At 58.4% G+C, this 19,102-nt stretch carries 17 protein-coding genes and 1 pseudogene; 9 read left to right on the forward strand and 9 right to left on the reverse strand.

The annotated features are described in order from the left end of the window. Positions 1-15: 15 nt before the first annotated feature. The 4 genes from V5D86_RS03405 to V5D86_RS03420 form a co-directional block, all read right to left on the reverse strand. The gene (locus V5D86_RS03405; protein ID WP_414595293.1) at positions 16-3,618 is read right to left on the reverse strand and encodes a hypothetical protein; all 3,603 of its coding nucleotides are present in this window, start codon (positions 3,616-3,618) and stop codon (positions 16-18) included. Between the two features lie 263 nt (positions 3,619-3,881). Continuing rightward, on the reverse strand, positions 3,882-5,390 hold the full coding sequence (locus V5D86_RS03410) for a catalase (protein ID WP_414595294.1): 1,509 nt from the start codon (positions 5,388-5,390) through the stop codon (positions 3,882-3,884). A gap of 121 nt (positions 5,391-5,511) precedes the next feature. Then, positions 5,512-7,005 (reverse strand): TRAFAC clade GTPase domain-containing protein, encoded by a 1,494-nt coding sequence (locus V5D86_RS03415; protein ID WP_414595295.1) that lies wholly within the window; start codon positions 7,003-7,005, stop codon positions 5,512-5,514. A 134-nt stretch (positions 7,006-7,139) separates the two neighbouring features. Then, complete coding sequence (locus V5D86_RS03420; RefSeq protein WP_414595296.1) at positions 7,140-8,408, reverse strand: ATP-binding protein; 1,269 nt, start codon at positions 8,406-8,408, stop codon at positions 7,140-7,142. Between the two features lie 296 nt (positions 8,409-8,704). On the opposite strand from V5D86_RS03420, the pseudogene V5D86_RS03425 reads away from it, so the two are divergent. The 8 genes and pseudogenes from V5D86_RS03425 to V5D86_RS03460 form a co-directional block, all read left to right on the forward strand. Then, positions 8,705-9,067, forward strand: a pseudogene (locus V5D86_RS03425) (Ig-like domain-containing protein); the annotation flags it as partial. Positions 9,068-9,139: 72 nt separating this feature from the next. Further along, the gene (locus tag V5D86_RS03430) at positions 9,140-10,117 is read left to right on the forward strand and encodes a hypothetical protein (protein ID WP_414595358.1); all 978 of its coding nucleotides are present in this window, start codon (positions 9,140-9,142) and stop codon (positions 10,115-10,117) included. Positions 10,118-10,201: 84 nt separating this feature from the next. Next, positions 10,202-10,687 (forward strand): hypothetical protein, encoded by a 486-nt coding sequence (locus tag V5D86_RS03435; RefSeq protein WP_414595297.1) that lies wholly within the window; start codon positions 10,202-10,204, stop codon positions 10,685-10,687. After that, entirely contained in the window at positions 10,684-10,995 is a 312-nt protein-coding gene (gene yidD, locus V5D86_RS03440; RefSeq protein WP_414595298.1) for a membrane protein insertion efficiency factor YidD, read from the forward strand. The genes V5D86_RS03435 and yidD overlap by 4 nt, the downstream gene beginning before the upstream one ends. Positions 10,996-11,004: 9 nt before the next feature. After that, complete coding sequence (locus tag V5D86_RS03445) at positions 11,005-11,514, forward strand: hypothetical protein (protein ID WP_414595299.1); 510 nt, start codon at positions 11,005-11,007, stop codon at positions 11,512-11,514. A gap of 4 nt (positions 11,515-11,518) precedes the next feature. Beyond that, entirely contained in the window at positions 11,519-12,472 is a 954-nt protein-coding gene (locus V5D86_RS03450) for an ABC transporter ATP-binding protein (protein WP_414595300.1), read from the forward strand. Then, on the forward strand, positions 12,469-13,701 hold the full coding sequence (locus V5D86_RS03455; RefSeq protein ID WP_414595301.1) for an ABC transporter permease: 1,233 nt from the start codon (positions 12,469-12,471) through the stop codon (positions 13,699-13,701). The genes V5D86_RS03450 and V5D86_RS03455 overlap by 4 nt, the downstream gene beginning before the upstream one ends. After that, positions 13,701-14,411, forward strand: a complete 711-nt coding sequence (locus V5D86_RS03460) for a hypothetical protein (protein WP_414595302.1) — start codon at positions 13,701-13,703, stop codon at positions 14,409-14,411. The genes V5D86_RS03455 and V5D86_RS03460 overlap by 1 nt, the downstream gene beginning before the upstream one ends. A gap of 68 nt (positions 14,412-14,479) precedes the next feature. On the opposite strand, the gene V5D86_RS03465 is transcribed toward V5D86_RS03460, so the two are convergent. Together V5D86_RS03465 and V5D86_RS03470 are read right to left on the reverse strand one after the other, a co-directional pair. Beyond that, on the reverse strand, positions 14,480-15,814 hold the full coding sequence (locus V5D86_RS03465) for an O-acetylhomoserine aminocarboxypropyltransferase/cysteine synthase family protein (RefSeq protein WP_414595357.1): 1,335 nt from the start codon (positions 15,812-15,814) through the stop codon (positions 14,480-14,482). Positions 15,815-16,044: 230 nt separating this feature from the next. Then, positions 16,045-16,821: an EFR1 family ferrodoxin gene (locus V5D86_RS03470; RefSeq protein WP_414595303.1), complete on the reverse strand. Its 777-nt coding sequence runs from the start codon at positions 16,819-16,821 to the stop codon at positions 16,045-16,047. Positions 16,822-17,143: 322 nt separating this feature from the next. Between V5D86_RS03470 and V5D86_RS03475 the strand changes: the two genes are divergently transcribed. Next, on the forward strand, positions 17,144-17,419 hold the full coding sequence (locus V5D86_RS03475) for a peptidylprolyl isomerase (protein ID WP_414595304.1): 276 nt from the start codon (positions 17,144-17,146) through the stop codon (positions 17,417-17,419). A gap of 48 nt (positions 17,420-17,467) precedes the next feature. Here V5D86_RS03475 and V5D86_RS03480 read toward each other — a convergent pair whose 3' ends face one another. From V5D86_RS03480 to V5D86_RS03490, 3 genes are all read right to left on the reverse strand, one after another. Then, entirely contained in the window at positions 17,468-17,998 is a 531-nt protein-coding gene (locus tag V5D86_RS03480) for a DUF308 domain-containing protein (RefSeq protein ID WP_414595305.1), read from the reverse strand. 48 nt (positions 17,999-18,046) lie between these two features. Beyond that, positions 18,047-18,382: a hypothetical protein gene (locus tag V5D86_RS03485; RefSeq protein WP_414595306.1), complete on the reverse strand. Its 336-nt coding sequence runs from the start codon at positions 18,380-18,382 to the stop codon at positions 18,047-18,049. Positions 18,383-18,458: 76 nt separating this feature from the next. Further along, entirely contained in the window at positions 18,459-19,064 is a 606-nt protein-coding gene (locus V5D86_RS03490) for a hypothetical protein (RefSeq protein ID WP_414595307.1), read from the reverse strand. Positions 19,065-19,102 lie beyond the last annotated feature (38 nt).

The raw sequence follows: 19,102 nt of genomic DNA on the forward strand, positions 1-19,102 counted from the left end.
GACATGTGGTTCGGGTCAGCGCTTCCTGAACGCGGAGACCAGGAGCATCGCGCTGAGCAGCATCAGTATGACCGACCCGGCCACCAGGACCGGTCCGGAGTCCGTCTCGGGCTCCGGGACGTACTCGTAGATCATGTATCCGTTGGCGTAGATCAGGAGGTCCTCCGACAGGAGCGAGAAGCTCAGGTCCCTGTCGCAGTACCAGAGGTCCGCACGGTCGCCCTCGCTGAGCTCGGTCTTCAGGAAGAGCACGATGTGCTCGTCGATCTTCTTGAAGGACTCCGGACCGACGACTATGGAGTTCCTGTCCGCACCGGTCAGCGTGATGTGGTCCGGCACCATCGGCCTCCCGGCGGTCACCATGTGGTTGGCCCCGCTGACGCGGGTGTCCTTGTAGCCGGTGACGGGGAGGCTCGGGTTCTTCTCCTCCACGGTGCCGGCCGTCCTGTACGACTCGATCCTGAAGTCCACGGAGTTGTTGGATATCGCGGAGAGCCCGTCGACCTTGACCCACACGGTCCTGTCCTCCGGCTCGGGGTACAGCGTACCGTCGAACGACTCCCACCCGTCTGTGACGCTGCCTACGTACACGCCGAATCCCAGCACGTTGCCGTCGACCGTGTACCAGTTGTTCTGCCACTTGACCTGCAGCCTGTACCCGTCGGCGTTCATGTCCGGGCGATCGTTGAGCCCCGGGAGGGTGACCTGCAGGCATATCGAATCGTTCGTCGGGTTGTAGGGGTCGTCCTCGTCGGTGCCGTCGGGGATGTACACGTCAGGGGTGATGGACGCGAGCTTCGCGGCGGACGTGTGGTTGGTCACCGTGTATCCGACATGGACGTACTCGTTGACGTTCCCGTGCTCGTCCGTGAGCTGGCGCATCTCCGCCCATATGCTCCCGGTCATCGTGTACTGCGAGAGGACGCTCTTGGCCTCGTTGACGTTGCCCAGGTAGTTGACCTGCATGCCGTTGTAGAGGTCGGACGAGAACGCCATCCCGCTGAGGTCCGTGCTGGTCGTTGTCCTGGTCCCTCCGAGCTGCATCGACCCGCCTATATTCACGATGCCGAAGAACAGGCTGGCCTGGATGGAGACGTCGACGTATCCTCCGCCGGCGTACGCCTCCCCGGTGGACTTGCTCAGGTCCACCTCCTGGTGGACTGTCGCGCTGTTCCCCGCGCCCTTGTAGTAGACGTCCCTCTGCTGCAGGGGGTCGGTAGGCTTGCCGGTGTAGGTGGTTACGTCCCCCTCCTCGACGCCGTAGGACGGTATCGTCGGGAGATCGACGAAATCGGAGGACAGGTCGGCCATCAGACCGTTGTAGTTGGTGATGAACTCGTTGTACTCCTCCCTGTCGAACATGGTCTGGACGGGATCGCGGTACGTGGGCACGTACTGGTACGACTCAGTGTATCCCGTGCCGGACGGGACGTACACCTTGTAGAAGTACATGTCAGTCGGGATGACGTACGCGGCCACGGTGTCGTGGGACGAGGTGTACGACGATGAGAACTGCAGCGTGTTCGACGATGAGAACGTCTTGTCATGGCTCATCATGACCGCGGCCTCCGCCTTCACTATCGCATCCAGCCCTCCGGAGGGGCCTATCTCGAAGTGGCAGGTGGAGTCCACCGACTCCGTGTGTGAGTCGTACTTGGTGAAGCTCGTCTTGCCGATCGCGTCGGCGCCTCCGAGCAGTATATCGGCGAGGTCCATGTCGTACGGGACGGCCTCGAGGACGGCGATCACGGTGGGGTCCGTGTAGGTGAAGAGCCTCGCCATGTAGTCCACATAGTAGGTGTCGTTGTCATAGTTCCCGACGAACGCCCTCCCGACGTTGTACAGCCCCCATCCGCGGAGGTCGCGGTACGGCTCCGTCAGGTTCACGCTGTACAGGTGGGCGCACTCGGGGTTGTCCGAGTACGAGTAGACCACGAACACCCACTCGGTGTCCCCGTTGTCGAAGTTGGACTGGAGGTCCGCGGCGTAGAACACCATGAAGTCGTCCCTGGCGCTGTAGTTCTCGGGGTCCTGGTTCAGTATGGACCCGATGTTCACGGCGTGACAGGCGACGTTGTTGTTGTCCATGACCTTGCCCAGCTCGCTGACCTTCTTGTACACCTTGAACGAACCGTCCCTGTACTCGTAGAACCACTTGTCGAAGTAGGCCTGGTCGTGGGTCCTGCCGTTCTCCGGACCGCTCATGCTCCCGCCGTACAGCGGGACGGTCCAGTTGCACCAGTTCGGGGACCTGCAGAGGCCCGACGGGTTGTCGCTGTTGTCCGTGAGGAATATCGACGTGTCGGCCAGGTCGTGGCCGTTCATCGCGTAGTGCTTGCTGAAGTCCTTGTTGTCCTGCAGGTAGCGGGTGGATGCCGTGCCATTGTCGTCGCCCAGGATGGTGAGCCCCCTGGGATTGACCGACGAGGACATCTCGGAGTACTCCAGATAGGTGAGGTAGAGCTCTCCCGCGGAGTGGTTCCAGTTCTTCGTGTAGGAGACGTCGGTGTTGGTGTTGTCCCACAGGAACCCTCCGACGACGATCTCGGTCCTCCCGTCGTTGTCGATGTCGGCGCATGCCACGGATGTCATGACGGAATCGAGCATGGAGCTGCTGTTCTTGGGATCGTGGACGGTCATCCTGACCCACTTGGCGGTAGCGCCCATGCTGTCGCCGTAGTTGACGACCCCTATGTCGGTGAACTCGCTGTTCCCGGCGATCCCGTCCTTGTAGTATCCCCTTGCCACGACCAGCTCGTCGACGCCGTCGTCATCCACGTCCCCGGAGGACATGGACACGGGCGTGAACAGCGTGTTGTGGTATCCGGAGTACGACGGCACGGGCGTGGACGAGCGCAGCTCCAGCTGGAGCGTGCTCTGGTCCAGCGAGAACACGAGGATGTTCGTGATGTGGTGGACCGCGATGTCCTCGTTCCCGTCTCCGTCGAAGTCGCCGACCGCGTAGTCGAGGATGTTCGTCGACTGGATCGACGTCACGATGTTGATCTGGTCCAGGGGATACGGGCCCGTCCCTCCGGCCGCATCGACGGAGACGACCGACGAATCGACGCCGTTCATGACCGCGAGCTTCAGTTCCCCCGTACCGTTGTCGTAGTACAGGTTGCAGTACCAGTCCTGCTTGGCGAACCCGCTCTCGTCCCACCTGGTCCCGGGCGCCCTGTGTGCGTCCGCGTTGTTCTGCGTCAGAGCGGCGGCGAACGAGATGGAGTGGTTGGAATCCGTGTTGATGTTCGTGTGGTCCACACGGATGTTCTCCCCGGAACTGACCTCATGGACCTCGTATGTGGAATCGGCCCCTCCGTACCAGTAGACGAGTTCCAACGGGGATATCCCCACCGGGTTGTTGCCTATCGGATCGTCTATGTCCGAGGGTGCGGCGTCCTTTATGCCGAACACCGATTCGAGATATTCGGACTGCATCGTGTACGACCCGTCGCCATTGTCCACGAGGGCCAATGCCGGTAGGTCACTCCCCTCCACGTCCGCCGCCGTGTATGCGGCCTGCGCAGCATCGGCGGTGGAAATGTCGGAGAGCGGCATGACTGTGACGACCATCATAAGCGCGACGGCCGTCGCCAGTAACATTCTCCCCTTCATGGAAAGAAATCGGTTTATGTTCTTAAATCAACCCTCCTAAAACCGTATGTTCCAGAGGTATCGGAATCCATATGAAGAGACCTTCCAGTCGGATGTCCGAGCGAGGATCGTCGACCATCGGCGGCGGATCCACCCCCAGACATCGCGATCCGGACCGTTCGCATCATGCTCTGACCCGATGGACCTCGGATGCGTCCGCCGCGGACACATACAGGTGCTGAGATATGGAATGGTGGCATCCCCTCCGGGGGATGCCGTTTGTGTCACGCGGAACGGGTGGCCTCCCTGAGCTCCGTCTCCGAGAGACCTGCCATCCCGGCCACCTTCTCCGGGTCCAGGCCCATTGCCTGCGCCAGGCGCGTCCCGTATCCGGGATCGGCCCTGTAGCAGTGTGCGGCGTGGCGATACTTGATGTTCTCCGTCACGGAGGCCATGTTCCTTGCGGTGTTGTCTATGAGCGCGGCCCTTCCCTCGTCGGTCATCAGCCTGTAGAGGTCCCCGGGCTGGCGGAACACATCGTCATCCCTGTCGTCCAGGGGGTCGTAGCGCTGCATGTCGCCGTCGATGCGGAGGGGCGGCTCCTCCTCGCCGTTGTTCGCCCACTCACCGTAGCTGTTGGGGATGTACGCCTTCCTCGACCCGTAGTTGCCGTCGACCCTCATCTGACCGTCGCGGTGGTACGAGTTCACGGGACACTTCGGGGCGTTGACCGGGATGAGGTTGTGGTTCACACCGAGCCTGTACCTCTGTGCATCGCCGTACGCGAACACCCTTCCCTGGAGCAGCTTGTCGGGCGAGAGGCCGAGACCGGGGACGAGGTTGGTCGGTGCAAACGCGGCCTGCTCCACGTCCGCGAAGTAGTTCTCGGGATTGCGGTTGAGCTCCAGCACCCCGACCTCGATGAGCGGGAACTCGCCGTGCGGCCAGACCTTCGTTATGTCGAAGGGGTTCTCGTGATAATCGCGGGCCTGCTCCTCGGTCATCACCTGTATGTACATCGTCCATCTCGGGAACTCGCCCCTCTCGATGGCATCGAACAGGTCGTGCTGGTTGCTCTCCCTGTCCCTCCCGATGACCTCCTCCGCCTCCGCATCCGTCAGGTTCCTGATCCCCTGCTGCGTCCTCAGGGTGTACTTGACCCATGTGCGGACGCCTTCGGAGTTGATCATGCTGTACGTATGGCTCCCGAACCCGTGCATGTGCCTGTACGATGCGGGTATGCCGCGGTCGGACATCACTATGGTGACCTGGTGCAGCGCCTCCGAGATCATCGTCCAGAAGTCCCAGTTGTTCTGCGCGGAGCGCATGTTCGTCCTGGGGTCCCTCTTGACCGCATGGTTGAGGTCGGGGAACCTGAGCGGGTCCCTTATGAAGAACACGGGAGTGTTGTTCCCCACCAGGTCCCAGTTGCCCTCGTCGGTGTAGAACTTCATGGCGAACCCGCGTATGTCCCTCTCGGCGTCGGCGGCTCCCCTCTCCCCCGCGACGGTGGAGAACCTGACGAAGACGTCGGTCTCCTTGCCGACCTCGGAGAAGAGGCTCGCCTTCGTGAAGCGGGTTATGTCGTTGGTGACCGTGAACCTGCCGAACGCCCCGGACCCTTTGGCATGCATGCGCCTCTCCGGGATGACCTCCCTGTCGAAATGGGCCATCTTCTCCAGGAACCATGCATCCTGGAGCATCATCGGACCCCTGGGTCCGGCCGTCAACGAGTTCTCTGCATTGGGCACCGGTGCGCCATTCTTGCTTGTAAGGTTCCTTTGAGAATCCATGGATGGGGACCGTGATACTCGCTTTAAATACTATGTACTCAGGATGGGTTTTTAAACCCCCGATACGGAGAAGGATGAGGGGATGTCCGGGGATGTCCCGGATCCCCCTCGTGATGGTTTGTCAGACCGACAGGACGGGGACCTTGGAGGCCAGCTCCTGGTCCGTCTTCCCGACGATCCACCAGAACGGCACAGCCGCGGACTTGCAGTCGTCCCCGGTCGACGTCGCCGCGAAGTACCTGACGTCCGAGAACACGGACTCCAGGACCCTCACGAACCCTCCCTGTCCGTTGTCCATGAGGAACTTCCTCACGTCCGAGCTCGCAAGGGACGGGGACAGCACGTCGTTGTGGGTGGCGACAACGGCGAACGGTATCCTGGACACGGCCCCGGGACCGACACCGTTGATCTGATTGAACGTACTGTGGAACGATTCGAACACGTCCATGGGCGACGACCCCCTCCCGTTCTCCAGCGCGATGGGATCGAACGCGAACACTATCCCGTCCGAGTACCTGTAGTACTCCTGGAACAGCGTCTTGCCCTCCTTCGGCTCGAACTCGGTGCCGGATATGTCGTTGAAGATCAGCTCGCGGTCGGACATGTCCCTCGACCTGAGAAAGAGGCACTCGGAGTCCAGTTCGCCCGAGGCGGTCCTGGCCACCACGTCCTTGGCCGCGACGGCGTTCCTGTCCACCCCGGAAGTGGCGGCGTCCACGGCGACGTCCCTGGTCCTGGCGACCTGCGATATCGTGCCGACCGCGGCCAGCATCAGGGTGGTCTTCCCGGCGCCCTGGGCGCCCACGAGGGCGATGGATATCGGGACGGCCTCCCTGGTCTCGATCTCCTGCTCGCAGAACGGGCAGACCGTCACCAGCTCCCTCCTCATGCCGTGCGTGCACGGTATGTCGTGCCCGTTCTCGCAGGTGTGGACCTTGTACCCGTACTCGTTGGGGACGGGGTAGTCCAGTATCAGCCCGCACTTGCACCTTACCTTGGGACTCGAGAAGTTCCTCTTGCACTTGGGGCACACGGCGGACCCGGCCCCGCTGTTCTGCTCCCTCCTGGCGGCGGAGCGGACCTTGGAGCCGATGACCGCCTTCATCACGAGGAACGGGAGCAACATAAACACCGTTATCATGACGGACCATACCGCATAGAACGGGAGCAGCACAATCGGGACTATCGCGAGAGGCTTGCTCTTGTCCCAGCATGTGCCGATGAGCCCCCATGGGGCCCCGAGCCCGCGGACGACCGACCCGGGCCTCTTGACCCACAGGTACTCGGCGGGGTTGGTGTCACTCCTGACCGACATGGACCAGGGGGTCATCATGCCGACCGCGGACATGACGAATCCCAGCAGGACGATGACGAGGGATATCATCTTGTCGTCCCCGAAGAGCGCCACGAATCCTGCGTAGAGCTCCACTATCCTGTCGATCCCAGCGACCTGAGACAGGTCTATTCCCAGCTCCCCTCCGTGTGGGGCGAAGAGGTAGATGGAGACCGGACCTCCGTCCAAGATCTCCATAATCGTGAGTACGAGCGAGAGCGCTGCGTACGCGAGTGCAATCCCGAAGACGACTCCCACGGTCGTCTTGTTGGTCCCATTCATTGCGTGCGTATGCACACACGCGGATATAAGGAAAATGCCGACGGCGATAGCAGGACCCGCGGGGCGGGTGTCCCGACGGCGCCCTGTGTTGAATGCGGCTGGCTCTATCCGGCATATGGGCCGTGCCACCTCGCTCAATCACGGAGCGATGTTATCGGGATGACGTGGACGCCGTCCTCACGCCTGTATGCCGCCGGCGCCATGCCGCAGATGACAGCGAGGATGGAAGGGGGCCTCGCCCTCGGCTTCCCCGGGACATGGTTCGCCTCGTCGTCCAGAAGGATGTCGCGCAACCTCGCCAGCTTGGCCGCGGCATCATCGATCTGATTGGTCCCCAGCTTTATCTCGAACGCGCCCCATGACCCGTCGGGCATCTCGACGACCGCATCGATCTCGTTGCCCCTCCCGTCCCTGTAGTGGTACAGCTTTCCCCCGTTGACCGACGCATATATCTGGAGGTCCCGCTCGCATAGCGCCTCGAACATCAGACCGAAGGTCACCAGATCGCCCAGGAGCTCCCTCTTCGAGAGTCTCAGCGCCGCTATGGCGAGGGCCGGGTCCGTGAGATGTCTCTTCGGCATCTTCCCGACCTTCATGGACGACCTCACATTGGGATCGAAGGCGGGCTGGTTCTCCGTCAGGAACATACGGTCGAAGAGCTCTGCATAGTTCGACACGGTTGTGGGGGACATGACCTCGTCGTCATACTCCCTGAGGTCACGTGATATCGTGGTGTTCGACGCGACGGTGCTCTCGTTACGTGCCAGTGACCTCATCAGCATCTTCGCCCGGGTCCTGTCCTTGGAAGGGTCCACCCTCTTCACGTCATCCTCGCAGATGGCATCCGGATACCTCGATACGGCCAGGACCGCATTCTCCACGCTCAGGGACAGGTTTCCGGGCCATCCGCCGCGCATGGTCAGGTCGATCAACCTGTCCATGGAAGGATCGGACATGGGAGTGTTCCTGAACCCCCCCTCGAACAGGGCACTCAGCGATACGGAGCCGTCGGAATCGCCGGACTCGAACAGCGACATGGTCCTCATGCGCACCTTGCAGATCCTGCCGAAACCGGAATGACGGACGATCCCTGCTGCATCCTCCTCTCCCGTGGTCTCGTTGGCCACGGACGACCCGCAGAGGATGTACAGGCCCTTCGCCGTCGTATCATCGACGCTTCTGCGGACACCGTCCCAAATGGAAGGGACCAGCTGCCACTCGTCGATGAGATGCGGCCTCTCCCCGTCCAATGCGTACATCGGGTCCACCCTCGCCATGGTGAGATTGGAGTAGTTGTTCGCCATGTCGTCAAGAGCGAAGATGCTGTTAGCATGGTTTGACGCGGTCCATGTCTTCCCACAGAACTTCGTCCCTTCGATGCATACCGCTCCGTAAGCACCCATAAGCCTCGAAATGCAGGGATCTATCAAGCGTGGAATGTATCCATCCTTCGTCAAAACCATGATCTTCAGGATAGGATCGTTTGGATGATATTTCAATTTTGGGATTTTCTTTATGTCACATAAAGGATTTCCGTAGTCTCACATAAAGGATTTCCGTAATATCATATAGATATATTCCACGGACCACCCCGATCGGAACCAAACGATCCGGGGTCGACTATTGGATAGAACAGACCGTGATGGAAAAATGGGTCTTAGGTTTATATTGTGTATTTCTTATAACATCCAGTGGTGGAATGATTGATTCCAAATGGATTAGAGCGACCCTACTCGTCGCGATCGCACTGACGGCAGTGTGTCTGGGTAGTACCGCGATTGCTTCAGACACAGAAGCAAACACTACGGAGACGAATCCAGGTGAAACTGAGATCCCCGTAGAGAGTGTTAAAATCAGCAAAGATTCTCTGAAACTATATGTCGGTGACTCCGATCAACTGACCGCGGATGTTAGTCCCTATAATGCCAGCAACAGCACTGTAACATGGAGTTCCAGTAAATCATCCGTAGCCACTGTCTCATCAAGCGGCCTTGTAAAAGCAGTAGGCGACGGGACTGCTACAATCACCGCATCCGCGGGAGGAAAATCTGATACATGCACCGTCACTGTCACACAGGTCACCCTGACCCTCGACCGGAGCGAGATCACAACGATCACCGGACATCAACCCGAGGTGAAGATAACGGTGACCCCGAGAGACCTACTAAACGATGTCTCTGTATCCGTCGCATCCTCCGGCATAGCATCGGCATACCTGTATGGCGACACATGCACCATCTCCGGAGACAGGGAGGGACAGACCACGGTCACGTTCAAGCTGAAGAACGTCACGAAGACGTGCAGCATCGATGTGCTCGCCGGATCGTGTTATGCATACGACAACTCCAGCAGCAAACGCGTGAATATCGATATCGAAGAGAAGCTGGGCGTGAATGTCCTGGGCGAATCGGAATACGACAACGGGACGATCAAAGGAAGCGTAAAAGCGACCGTGTCGTCATCCTCCGTGAAGGACGGGACCATAGCCGCAGCTTCCCAGAACCAACTGATCAGATGCATAAATGCCGTGGAGAGCGTTGCAGGCTGGGCACCGACGACGATAGAGATCGACTACGGGACCAGCTCCACAGTGACCGTACCCGCGACACTGATGAAGAGCATCGCCGATGCGGGAATGTCCCTGGAGACATCGTCTACGACGGGAGGTGTGTCCCTTGGCTCCTCGACCATGGGAAAGATGCCCGGTTCCGACTGGTCGTACTCCATAGTCAAGGTCGATAACGATACCGGGCTGGAAGGCGCCACAGTGTATGTGATCACGATGAAGGCCGGGTCCAACACCATGACGTCATTCCCCGGAAGCGCGAAGGTCAGACTGCCCTACGAACTGGGGGACGGGATGACGGCATTCGGGGTGAAGGCATACACGGTGGACGGCAAAGGCACCACGAGTGCGGCTGTCACATCATACGATTCCATCAACGAACTGGTGGAGTTGAGCACAAACTCCGTGACGAAGTTCGCCGTCACCTATGACGGTGAGGAGGGCGGGTCCAACGAGACGTCCTCCCTCGGATACGTGGCGATCGCGGTACTGGCCGTACTGTCCGTGCTGGCCGTGATATTCTCATACAGATATCTGAGGATGTGAATACGTCGAAAACGATTTGATAAACTTCTTGCGGGGCGAAGCAACCCCGCATAATTTTAAGATTGATAGTCTATATAACTCACAATGTCAAGACAGATAGACATGACCTGGGGAAGCAACAGCAGCAACGGGTATCCGCAGGAGCTGTTGAAGAACATAAGACCGGACGATGATGTCGTAGCTTTCATCAGGATCCAGAGCAGCGATGTCGGGTGCCTGAAGAAGAAACCCAAGAAAGGGAGTGCGGTAAACACATACTTCCTGGCCATAACCAGGGAGCGCGTCGTCGGAACGGCGGAGACCAAATCGGATGGAGTGAAGACCGGCCTCTTCTCCAAAGCGAGCAACCTTGGCAGCGTAACTTTCAACATACCGCTCGTGAAGATCACATCTATCGAGACATCCGGACAAACATCCCAGGAGAAGGGATGTCTGTCCAAGAAGAACCATGCAAAATACAAGCTGACCATCAACGCACAGGGTGACGAGATCACGATCTACACCGGCGTCGACAGCAGTGTGAATGACGAATTCGTCAGATCATTCCTCGAGATCAGTGATTACTTTTGATCAGAACGATCCCTGTTCTCGAAGGCATCTCCGATGCGCCCAGCGGCGTGAGGAGAGTGCCCAGGGCCTATTACGGCGAGGAGGTCCGCGTACCGCTACTGAACCGTGTACCGATCGTCCTGATCGAATGGTACCAGAGGCGCACCGTGGATCGCCCCCACATGTGCACATGCTATCCGACATGCTCGGAATACTCGCGCATCGCGTTCATGAGGTACGGGCTGTTCCCGGCGATCTTCATGACGATAGAGCGCCTGAGAGAGTGCACGTACTACGATAACGACTGGCCCAGGGAGAACAGGCCTTGAGGTGATGATATGACAGACATGGTGTTGCTGAAGTGCGAGTACTGCGGAGGCACCCTCGAACACAAGGAGGGTGACCTGTGGTGCTGCCAGAACTGCGGGACCACCACGATGGTCAGCAGGACGCCCGAGACCCGCACCGATAATGGAAGTGCCGCCCCTCAGCAGGGCTTCATGATGACCGTAGGTCACAACGGGGAGAGCTCCGAATATAAGGTCAAGACCAAGGCCGAGTTCGAGATCGGATTCGACCGCAGAGCGACCATGGCCGACCCCAATCCGACCATCGTCACCCTCCACGTCGACGGAAGAAGACGCGCGACGTACGAAGGGCTCGCAAGGACGAGATCCGGAAGGGCGGTGTTCGAGACCGACGACGGCATGGTGATCGCATACACGGAAGGGAAGGCATGCATCGTGAGGTCCGGAGAACAGATCTACGATGAGGACGACGCCTGCGGGGAGTATGTCGTGGGCGGCCTTTCCGTTATGATACAGCCCGGCAACCGTTCGGGAGAATGATAAGATGACTGAAGAACCAGCGATAGAAGCGATAGGCCTTACGAAACAGTACGGCTCCTTCACCGCGATATCCAACGTCTCCCTCCGCGTGGAGAAAGGGGATTACATGGGACTCCTCGGCCCGAACGGGGCGGGGAAGAGCACGACCCTGAAGGTCATGACCGGCCTGATCCTTCCGACATCCGGTACGGTGAAGATAGAGGGTGTCGACATCAAGAACCATCGCAAGGCGATGGCACACGTGGGATGCGTCATCGAGACGCCGGAGCCGTACCCGTCCTGGACCCCCGCGGAGATGCTGGAGTACGTGGGCCGCATCTACGGCCTCGACTCCAGGGAGATCGCCATCCGCTCCAGGGACGTGCTGGAGATCATGAAGATGTGGGAATGGAGGGACAAGAGCGTCGGAGGATTCTCCAAGGGTATGAGACAGAGGGTCGTCCTGGCACAGGCCCTCCTGCCCAACCCGCGCACGATAATATTGGACGAGCCCACCTCAGGGTTGGATCCCAGGGGGATGATCGAGGTGAGACAGGCACTGTCCGCGATGAAGTCCAAGGACAGGTCACTGCTCATCAGCACCCACATCCTGAAGGAGGTGTCAGAGCTCTGCGGGTCCGTCACCATGATAAGGGACGGCCGGGTGATGGCGTCCGGACACGTGTCCGAGCTCATCAACGGCGTCGGAGGGAGCAGGAGCGTCATGCTGAACATAAGGTCCAGGAGACCGTTCACCCCTGACATCGTCAGGGACATCGGCGGATGCAGCGGGGTCGTGTCGGTCGACTGTGCCGGCGAGTGCGAGGTCCATGTGAAGTTCTCCGGGACCTCGGAGGAGCAGGAGCACCTGGTGGGCCTGGTGTACTCGTCCGGACTGGGCATAATGTCGGTCTCCGAGAAGGGGGCGGACCTGGAGTCGCTCTACATGGAGCTCACGAAAGGAGATGATGTCAGATGAGCCTCTTTCGCAAGAAGGGTGACGAGGAGCCGAAGAAGACCTTCGAGGACGACTACTGGGCGTCCGACCGGGATTCCGAGGACGCCCCCATCATCGAACCCCAGACCGCACATGAACCTGCGCGTGCAGAACCCCGCCGCGCCCAGCCCGACAGGCCCAGAAAGGTGTACGACGAGCTGGCCACCCCGGTGAAGGTCAGGAACAGGACGCCCCAGGACGACAGGAACATCGTCACCCCTGTCAGATCGGCTCCGAGACAATCCGCCGCACCGGTCGCAGGTGCCGCAGTGATCGGCGAGAGTAATGCCGGACCCGATACCGAGAGCGGCCCCGAGGAGGAGTGGCGCGGAGGGACATGGGCCGACTCCGACTACAGCATGACCGACGAGGAGGCACACAGGGACAGGGTGTACGAGCCTCCGAGCTTCCTCACCCAGACATTGACCGTGATGTTCGCACAGATGAAGACGTTCTCGAAACGCAGGAACCTGATCACGATCATCATCGCGATAGCTCTGATCCCCGGGATCTGCTTCGTCGTACCGGAGTTCGTGGATTCCATCGCTAAGTCATGGGGACTGTACATGTCCAACGCCTATGTGGGACTTCTACTGGCATTCCTCCCCCTGTCCCTGGCATTCTTCACCGCGATGCAATGCGGGAAACAGGTCCCGGACGAGTTCAAGGAGAGGACCGCCTACATGAGCATACCTCTCCCCATGCACCGCCTCTCGTTCTACTTCGGGAAGTACCTTGCAGGATTCGTATACTGCGTCGCAGTGTACCTGCTGGCCTATGGTGTCGCGATAGCCTGTGCCTCCGTGAAGTTCGATGAGTTCTACACTGACATCATGCTGACATCGATCCTGGCGACGATCGTCGCAGTGCTCGTATACTCGTCCACGGCATTCTGTCTCGGATGCTTCCTCAGGAGGGGATCCGTGTTGCTACCGATAATCCTCAACGTCGTGGTGTTCCCGATGCTGTTCATCTTGATGGCTGTACGCTTCGACTCCCTGGAGTTCCTGGCGATGCCCGTGTTCCTGCCGGACGTGGTCATACAGTCCATGGGGAGCTCCGTATCGATGTCCATGACCGGTATGCTCACCCTATTCTCGGGCGGACAGGTAGGATATGGCGACATCGGGACCATGTGCGTGTATGGGATCATCTGGACTATAGGATTCCTGGCCCTCGGGGCATTCCGTATGACAAGGAGGGAGATGTGATGAATTGCAAGACTATCGGAATATGCACACTTCTAGTGATATCTGTCGCATTAATCTCCCCTGTAATGTATGAAGAATCAGACGCGTATGTCATCGAAAGGCTACACAAACCACTATATGTCGCCGAAATGATGAATGCCGATCCGAACAACATATTCAATTCGGATAATATCGTCGTAGTAGAAGGGAGTGCCAATCACAAGAAAATGCTCGAATACATCCAAGACCCTATGCATACAGACATCGTAGATGATGATTCGGACATCCTTTCTTCCAACATTGGAAAGAAGATATACATCTACAATCACAACCCAAGCATATCGTACAGAGACAGCAACTACCAGTACCATGGTCTGGAAGTAAATCACGTATTGGATGAGAAAACCCTGAAGTTCTTCGTAGAATCTGGAAAAGAATTCAGATTGAACATCCTCAGCATAGACGGTTACGACAGAAGTGATGTACAGATTGTCTGCAATGGGAACGTCGAAAGGGTGAGTGAAGGGAAGTTGATTGAGAAGACCTTTGAGATCAACGTCTCCGTCGTCGTGGAATCCACAAGCTACTACACGGACATCGCATATGACGCAAGCGGATTCAGCGAGCCAAACGGTTCGTCCACCCTGTTCATAGTGGCATGCATCCTGGTGGCAGCCGCCATACTGGCGATAATGATCCTGGCCGGACTCCATCCCAAATGGGAAAAGTGAGACCGTAAACGGGCGGGCCATTCGGCCACGCCCATTTCATCGGCCCCTCCGGGGCCGGGGAAACCGTTTCAGATCTTGTTCAGGGCCTGGTCCAGGTCCGCTATGATGTCCTCGACGTTCTCGCACCCTATGGAGAGGCGGATCGTGGAGGGCTTGATCCCCGATGCGAGGAGCTCCTCCTCGGTCATCTGGGAATGGGTGGTGCTCGCAGGATGGATCACCAGCGACTTCATGTCCGCGACGTTCGCCAGGAGGGAGAACAGCCTGACGGAGTCCGCGAAGCGCTTGGCGCCCTCCCTTCCGCCCACGGTCTCGATTGTGAATATGGATCCGGCCCCAGACGGGAAGTACCTCTCGTACAGCGCATGGTCGGGATTGTCCGGAAGCATCGGATGGTTAACCCTCTCCACCTTCGGGTGGCCCTCGAGGAACTCCACGACCCTCTGCATGTTGTACACATGGCGCTCGACCCTCAGGGACAGGGTCTCGAGGCTCTGCATGAGGGCGAACGAGTTGACCGGCGAGATGCATGCCCCCATGTCCCTCAGTATGATCGCCCTGACGCGGGTGCAGAACGGACAGTCAGGGGCATCCTTGGCGAAGGATATCCCGTGATAGCTCGGGTCCGCCTCGACCATCCACGGGAACCTCCCGGACCCCTCCCAATCGAACCTCCCGTTCTCCGCGATCACGCCGCCGAGCACGATGCCGTGGCCTCCTATGAACTTCGTCGCCGACTCTATGACGAGGTCCGCGCCGTGGTCCAAGGGTCTGAAGAGATAGGGCGTGGCGAACGTGTTGTCCACGACGAGCGGGACACCGTGGGAATGGCACATCTCCGCCAGGGCGTCGATGTCGATCAGGTTGGCGTTCGGATTGCCGATGGTCTCGATGAACACCATCTTCGTGTTCTCGCGTATCGCGTCCTCGAAGTTCCCGACGGTCCCGGGCCTGGTGGGGTCTATGAACGTGCAGTCCACCGCATGGGACTTCAGCGTGTGCTCGAAGTAGTTGAAGGTCCCGCCGTAGATCGTGTTGGATGACACGATGTGGTCCCCCGCCCTGCACAGATTCTCCACCGTGTATGCGATGGCCGCCGCCCCGGAGGCGACGGCGATGGCCGCAGTGGCGCCTTCGAGCGCAGCGATCCTCCTCTCTAAGGCATCCGTGGTAGGGTTCGTCAGACGGGAGTAGATGTTCCCCGGCTTCCTCAGCGCGAAGACGTCCGCCGCCGCATCGCAGTCGTCGAAGACGAAGGAGGTCGTGAGGTACACCGGCGTGGCGCGCGCACCGGTGACCGGGTCGGGCCGCTCCTGGCCCGCGTGGAGCATAACGGTCTCGAACCTCTCGCCCTTGGGGTTGAGGGGTCCTGCAGGGATGTTGGTCTCTTCTCTGAAACCCATCATATCACTGCCACTCAATCCATGGCGCCGTATTTCTACAATTCCATCGGTCGACGCCCATATGCATGTGCCCCGATTAGAAGGACTTTCAAAGTCCTACTAAAAATAGAAGGACTTCCGAAGTCCTACTAATTCTAAGGATAGAAACATTCCCGGATGGGTTTTATTCGGTAACCTTCCTCGATGAATCTGGCCTATCGAAGAGGGGCGGGAGCGGCCCCGCCCCGTGATCACTCGTACTGGAGCTTGATCCCCAGGGTCTTCTCGTAGTATGCCGGGTTCCAGTACCTTCCGCGGTTCACGGTGGCCTCGCCGAACTCGATCGCCCTCTTGGGACACATCTGGATGCACCCCATGCACAGGGAGCACTTCTCCTCGTCCCAGACCGGCCTCCTGTGATAGAACACGATGACCCGCTCCGGGCATATCTCGGCGCATATCTTGCATTCTATGCACCGGTCCGTGAGGGTGAACGGTTCGGTCACACGCACCTCGTCATACTTCTTGTAGAGTTCGCGCCAGTCCATGTCGCTCCTGTGGACGCACCTGTCCCCGACATCCCCTGCCTTCAGCGATGCGATGATGCCTTCCACCTCGGCATCGGATGCCTTGAGGATCTCGGCGGCCTGCTCCTTGGTGGGCATGTCGAACGCGAACACCGCATTGTCGGGCATCAGGACATCGTACGACACATCGACGCTCAGACGCGGCCCCAACTCCTCGCGGAGCATCTCGCAGGCGCCTCCGGACTCCCCTCCGCATGTCGTGATGCAGAAGACCCTGCCCGGGTTAGAGACCTTGACGTTCCTTGCGAACTCGAGAACCATGCGGGGAAGCCCGCCGTAGTATGTCGGGAATATGAAGCCGACATCCTCGCCCTTCGCATCGAAGCCGTAGCGCTTGTACCTGACCGACGACGCCACGTCCACCAGACCGATGCCCATTGCTTCGGACACGCGCAGTGCGACGGAGTATGAGTTTCCCGTTCCCGAGAAGATGAATATCATGCACATTCGTTGGATTCGTGGGATATAAAAGGAATACGTCGAACATTAACAACGTTAATATCCCTTAACCGCTGGACTATTGAGACTTATGTCTTAACTTATGTCTTAACTTATGTCTTAACTTATGTCTTAACTTATGTTTCAACATAAGTTAGAAAATGCATACTGTTCCAGACCAAATCTGGACCCCACATTGGCATGATGTCTCGGCATCCCTTGTGACGATCCATGGATGTCGAACTGTCTGGATCATCGTCCTATGCGTCGGAGGCCGGTGCGGCATCAATCACACTTAATATACGGTCCCGCCAATCACCCGGTCATGAAATCAGTACGTGCATCGCACATCCTGGTACCCAATCAGAAGGACGCCCAGGGCATCATGGACCGCCTGGACAAGGGCGAGGACTTCGCCGCCCTCGCGAAGAGGTTCTCCAAGTGCCCCTCCAAGTCCAAGGGAGGCGACCTCGGATGGTTCGCGAAGGGACAGATGGTCAAGCCCTTCGAGGACGCATGCTTCAACGGGAAGACCGGGGACGTGGTACTCGTCCAGACCGAGTTCGGCTACCACGTGATCAAGATCACAGGCCAGAAATGATGATCGACGGGGTGGGATCCCCACCCCTAAACTGTTTCACGATTCTGTTCAACTGGATATCTTCTTCAGGTTGTACGCACCGTACATCTTGAGAAGTCCCATCACTGCGAGCATGACACCGATGACTATCATGACGACATCGGCAGTGTCATCGAGGTTCAGCAGCGCTAGGATCCCCAGGACCACGAGCACGGCACTGAAGACGATGTTGATCAGCTTGGTACCGGATGCCATCGCGAATCCCGACCCGGAACTGAGAAGGGACACGAGACCGACGATGATCAGGGAAAGTGCCAGGAGGATCATCAGAAGGTCCTCGAAGAAGTTGGGGCAGACTATCAGGGCCAGTCCGAAGACCGCCGCGATAACTCCGATCGCTATGTTGAGCGTGAACTTGGACTTCATTCCCTCGACGATCGCGATGATCCCGTACAGCAGGGTGAACACTCCCGCGATGATCAGGATCCATTTGAGACTCTCATCCTGGAACACTGCCAGAAGTATGCCTACGACCAGCATCAGTGCACCGATGATGAGTGAATCTTTCCAGGGGTTGAACTTTTCAACAACAACCTCCATAAAATCACCTGTGGTCGCGATGATTATCGCAGGACTTAAAGATGTTGATTACAGGGATCTGCTGCCGCGGACGATAGCCGGGACCTGATGGCATAGGTCCTGTCCGTAGAGAACGTCGGCATCCGGGTTGGATGCTACCAGTGACTCGTCTATGTCCCGCCAGTGATCGAACAGTATCACATCGGGATCCTCCGCTACCTCCTCGGGATACAGATAGACCCTGAGTCCCTTGGACCTTGCTATCTCCGCCACCCTGATCACGAGATTCTCCCTGCCGAACCTCCTGGGTCCGGTGAGGGTCCCCAACGAACGGTCGGAGAGGAACGTGTCCGCCCGGTCAGGGAATGTCGAGGGGTCCTCCTTCGGAGTGACGAAACAATCCATGAGGGGTCATCATCAGAATCGGGTAAAAGGTTTGGGAAGATGTTTGTTCCTATTCGATGCAAACGGGCGAGCCCGCTTACATTCCCATGCCCTTCTTGACCTCTCCGTCGAACATGTACAGGAGCATGAACAGGAAGACGACTGCGTAGCAGACAGAGGTAATGAAGGATATGATGATGGTCAGTGCCTCTCCAGAGCCGAAGGATCCGAAGATTCCAACGAAGTTGAGGACAAAGAGAACCAGGAAGACGATGGTCAGGATGATCCAGAGGATCTTGTCGATGGTGGTCTCCTTTCCGTCGGTGATCTTCTTTCCGGCCCAGATGACGATGATTCCGAGAATCACCATGATGAGACTGTCCCAGAAGGAGATCTCTCCGATGATTCCGCCGATGGCGGCGAAGATGTTGACGATGACGGTGGTAACTCCAACAACGAGGACGTATGATCCGAGGATGTTGAGTTTTCCAGTGAGCTCTTCCTTACGAACGCTGTTTCCATACTTGAAGTAGAGAATAGCGGCCAGAATAGCTCCGATGGCGGCGATGACAGCTCCCACTATGTTGGTCCAACCCTCTTCGGAGAAGGCTCCAACAAGCTGCACCAGAGCCGCGATGATGAACAGAATTCCGATAACGGTGAACGCTGTTCCCACGAGTTTCTGATTGTCTACAAAGGACATGGTATATTCACCTCACATACGGATTTGGTTGCCAGTAC

The sequence above is a fragment of the Candidatus Methanoprimaticola sp. MG2 genome (assembly GCF_047501175.1).
GTDB lineage: Archaea > Thermoplasmatota > Thermoplasmata > Methanomassiliicoccales > Methanomethylophilaceae > Methanoprimaticola.

Bases quoted from the DNA above. Each gene is read 5' to 3' on its own strand.
- V5D86_RS03475 (WP_414595304.1), top strand. From the start codon at position 17,144: ATGAAATCAGTACGTGCATCGCACATCCTGGTACCCAATCAGAAGGAC.
- V5D86_RS03455 (WP_414595301.1), top strand. From the start codon at position 12,469: ATGAGCCTCTTTCGCAAGAAGGGTGACGAGGAGCCGAAGAAGACCTTC.
- V5D86_RS03435 (WP_414595297.1), top strand. From the start codon at position 10,202: ATGTCAAGACAGATAGACATGACCTGGGGAAGCAACAGCAGCAACGGG.
- V5D86_RS03485 (WP_414595306.1), bottom strand. From the start codon at position 18,382: ATGGATTGTTTCGTCACTCCGAAGGAGGACCCCTCGACATTCCCTGAC.
- V5D86_RS03480 (WP_414595305.1), bottom strand. From the start codon at position 17,998: ATGGAGGTTGTTGTTGAAAAGTTCAACCCCTGGAAAGATTCACTCATC.
- V5D86_RS03490 (WP_414595307.1), bottom strand. From the start codon at position 19,064: ATGTCCTTTGTAGACAATCAGAAACTCGTGGGAACAGCGTTCACCGTT.
- V5D86_RS03470 (WP_414595303.1), bottom strand. From the start codon at position 16,821: ATGATATTCATCTTCTCGGGAACGGGAAACTCATACTCCGTCGCACTG.
- V5D86_RS03445 (WP_414595299.1), top strand. From the start codon at position 11,005: ATGACAGACATGGTGTTGCTGAAGTGCGAGTACTGCGGAGGCACCCTC.
- V5D86_RS03405 (WP_414595293.1), bottom strand. From the start codon at position 3,618: ATGAAGGGGAGAATGTTACTGGCGACGGCCGTCGCGCTTATGATGGTC.
- V5D86_RS03410 (WP_414595294.1), bottom strand. From the start codon at position 5,390: ATGGATTCTCAAAGGAACCTTACAAGCAAGAATGGCGCACCGGTGCCC.
- V5D86_RS03450 (WP_414595300.1), top strand. From the start codon at position 11,519: ATGACTGAAGAACCAGCGATAGAAGCGATAGGCCTTACGAAACAGTAC.
- V5D86_RS03460 (WP_414595302.1), top strand. From the start codon at position 13,701: ATGAATTGCAAGACTATCGGAATATGCACACTTCTAGTGATATCTGTC.
- V5D86_RS03465 (WP_414595357.1), bottom strand. From the start codon at position 15,814: ATGGGTTTCAGAGAAGAGACCAACATCCCTGCAGGACCCCTCAACCCC.
- V5D86_RS03420 (WP_414595296.1), bottom strand. From the start codon at position 8,408: ATGGGTGCTTACGGAGCGGTATGCATCGAAGGGACGAAGTTCTGTGGG.
- V5D86_RS03415 (WP_414595295.1), bottom strand. From the start codon at position 7,005: ATGAATGGGACCAACAAGACGACCGTGGGAGTCGTCTTCGGGATTGCA.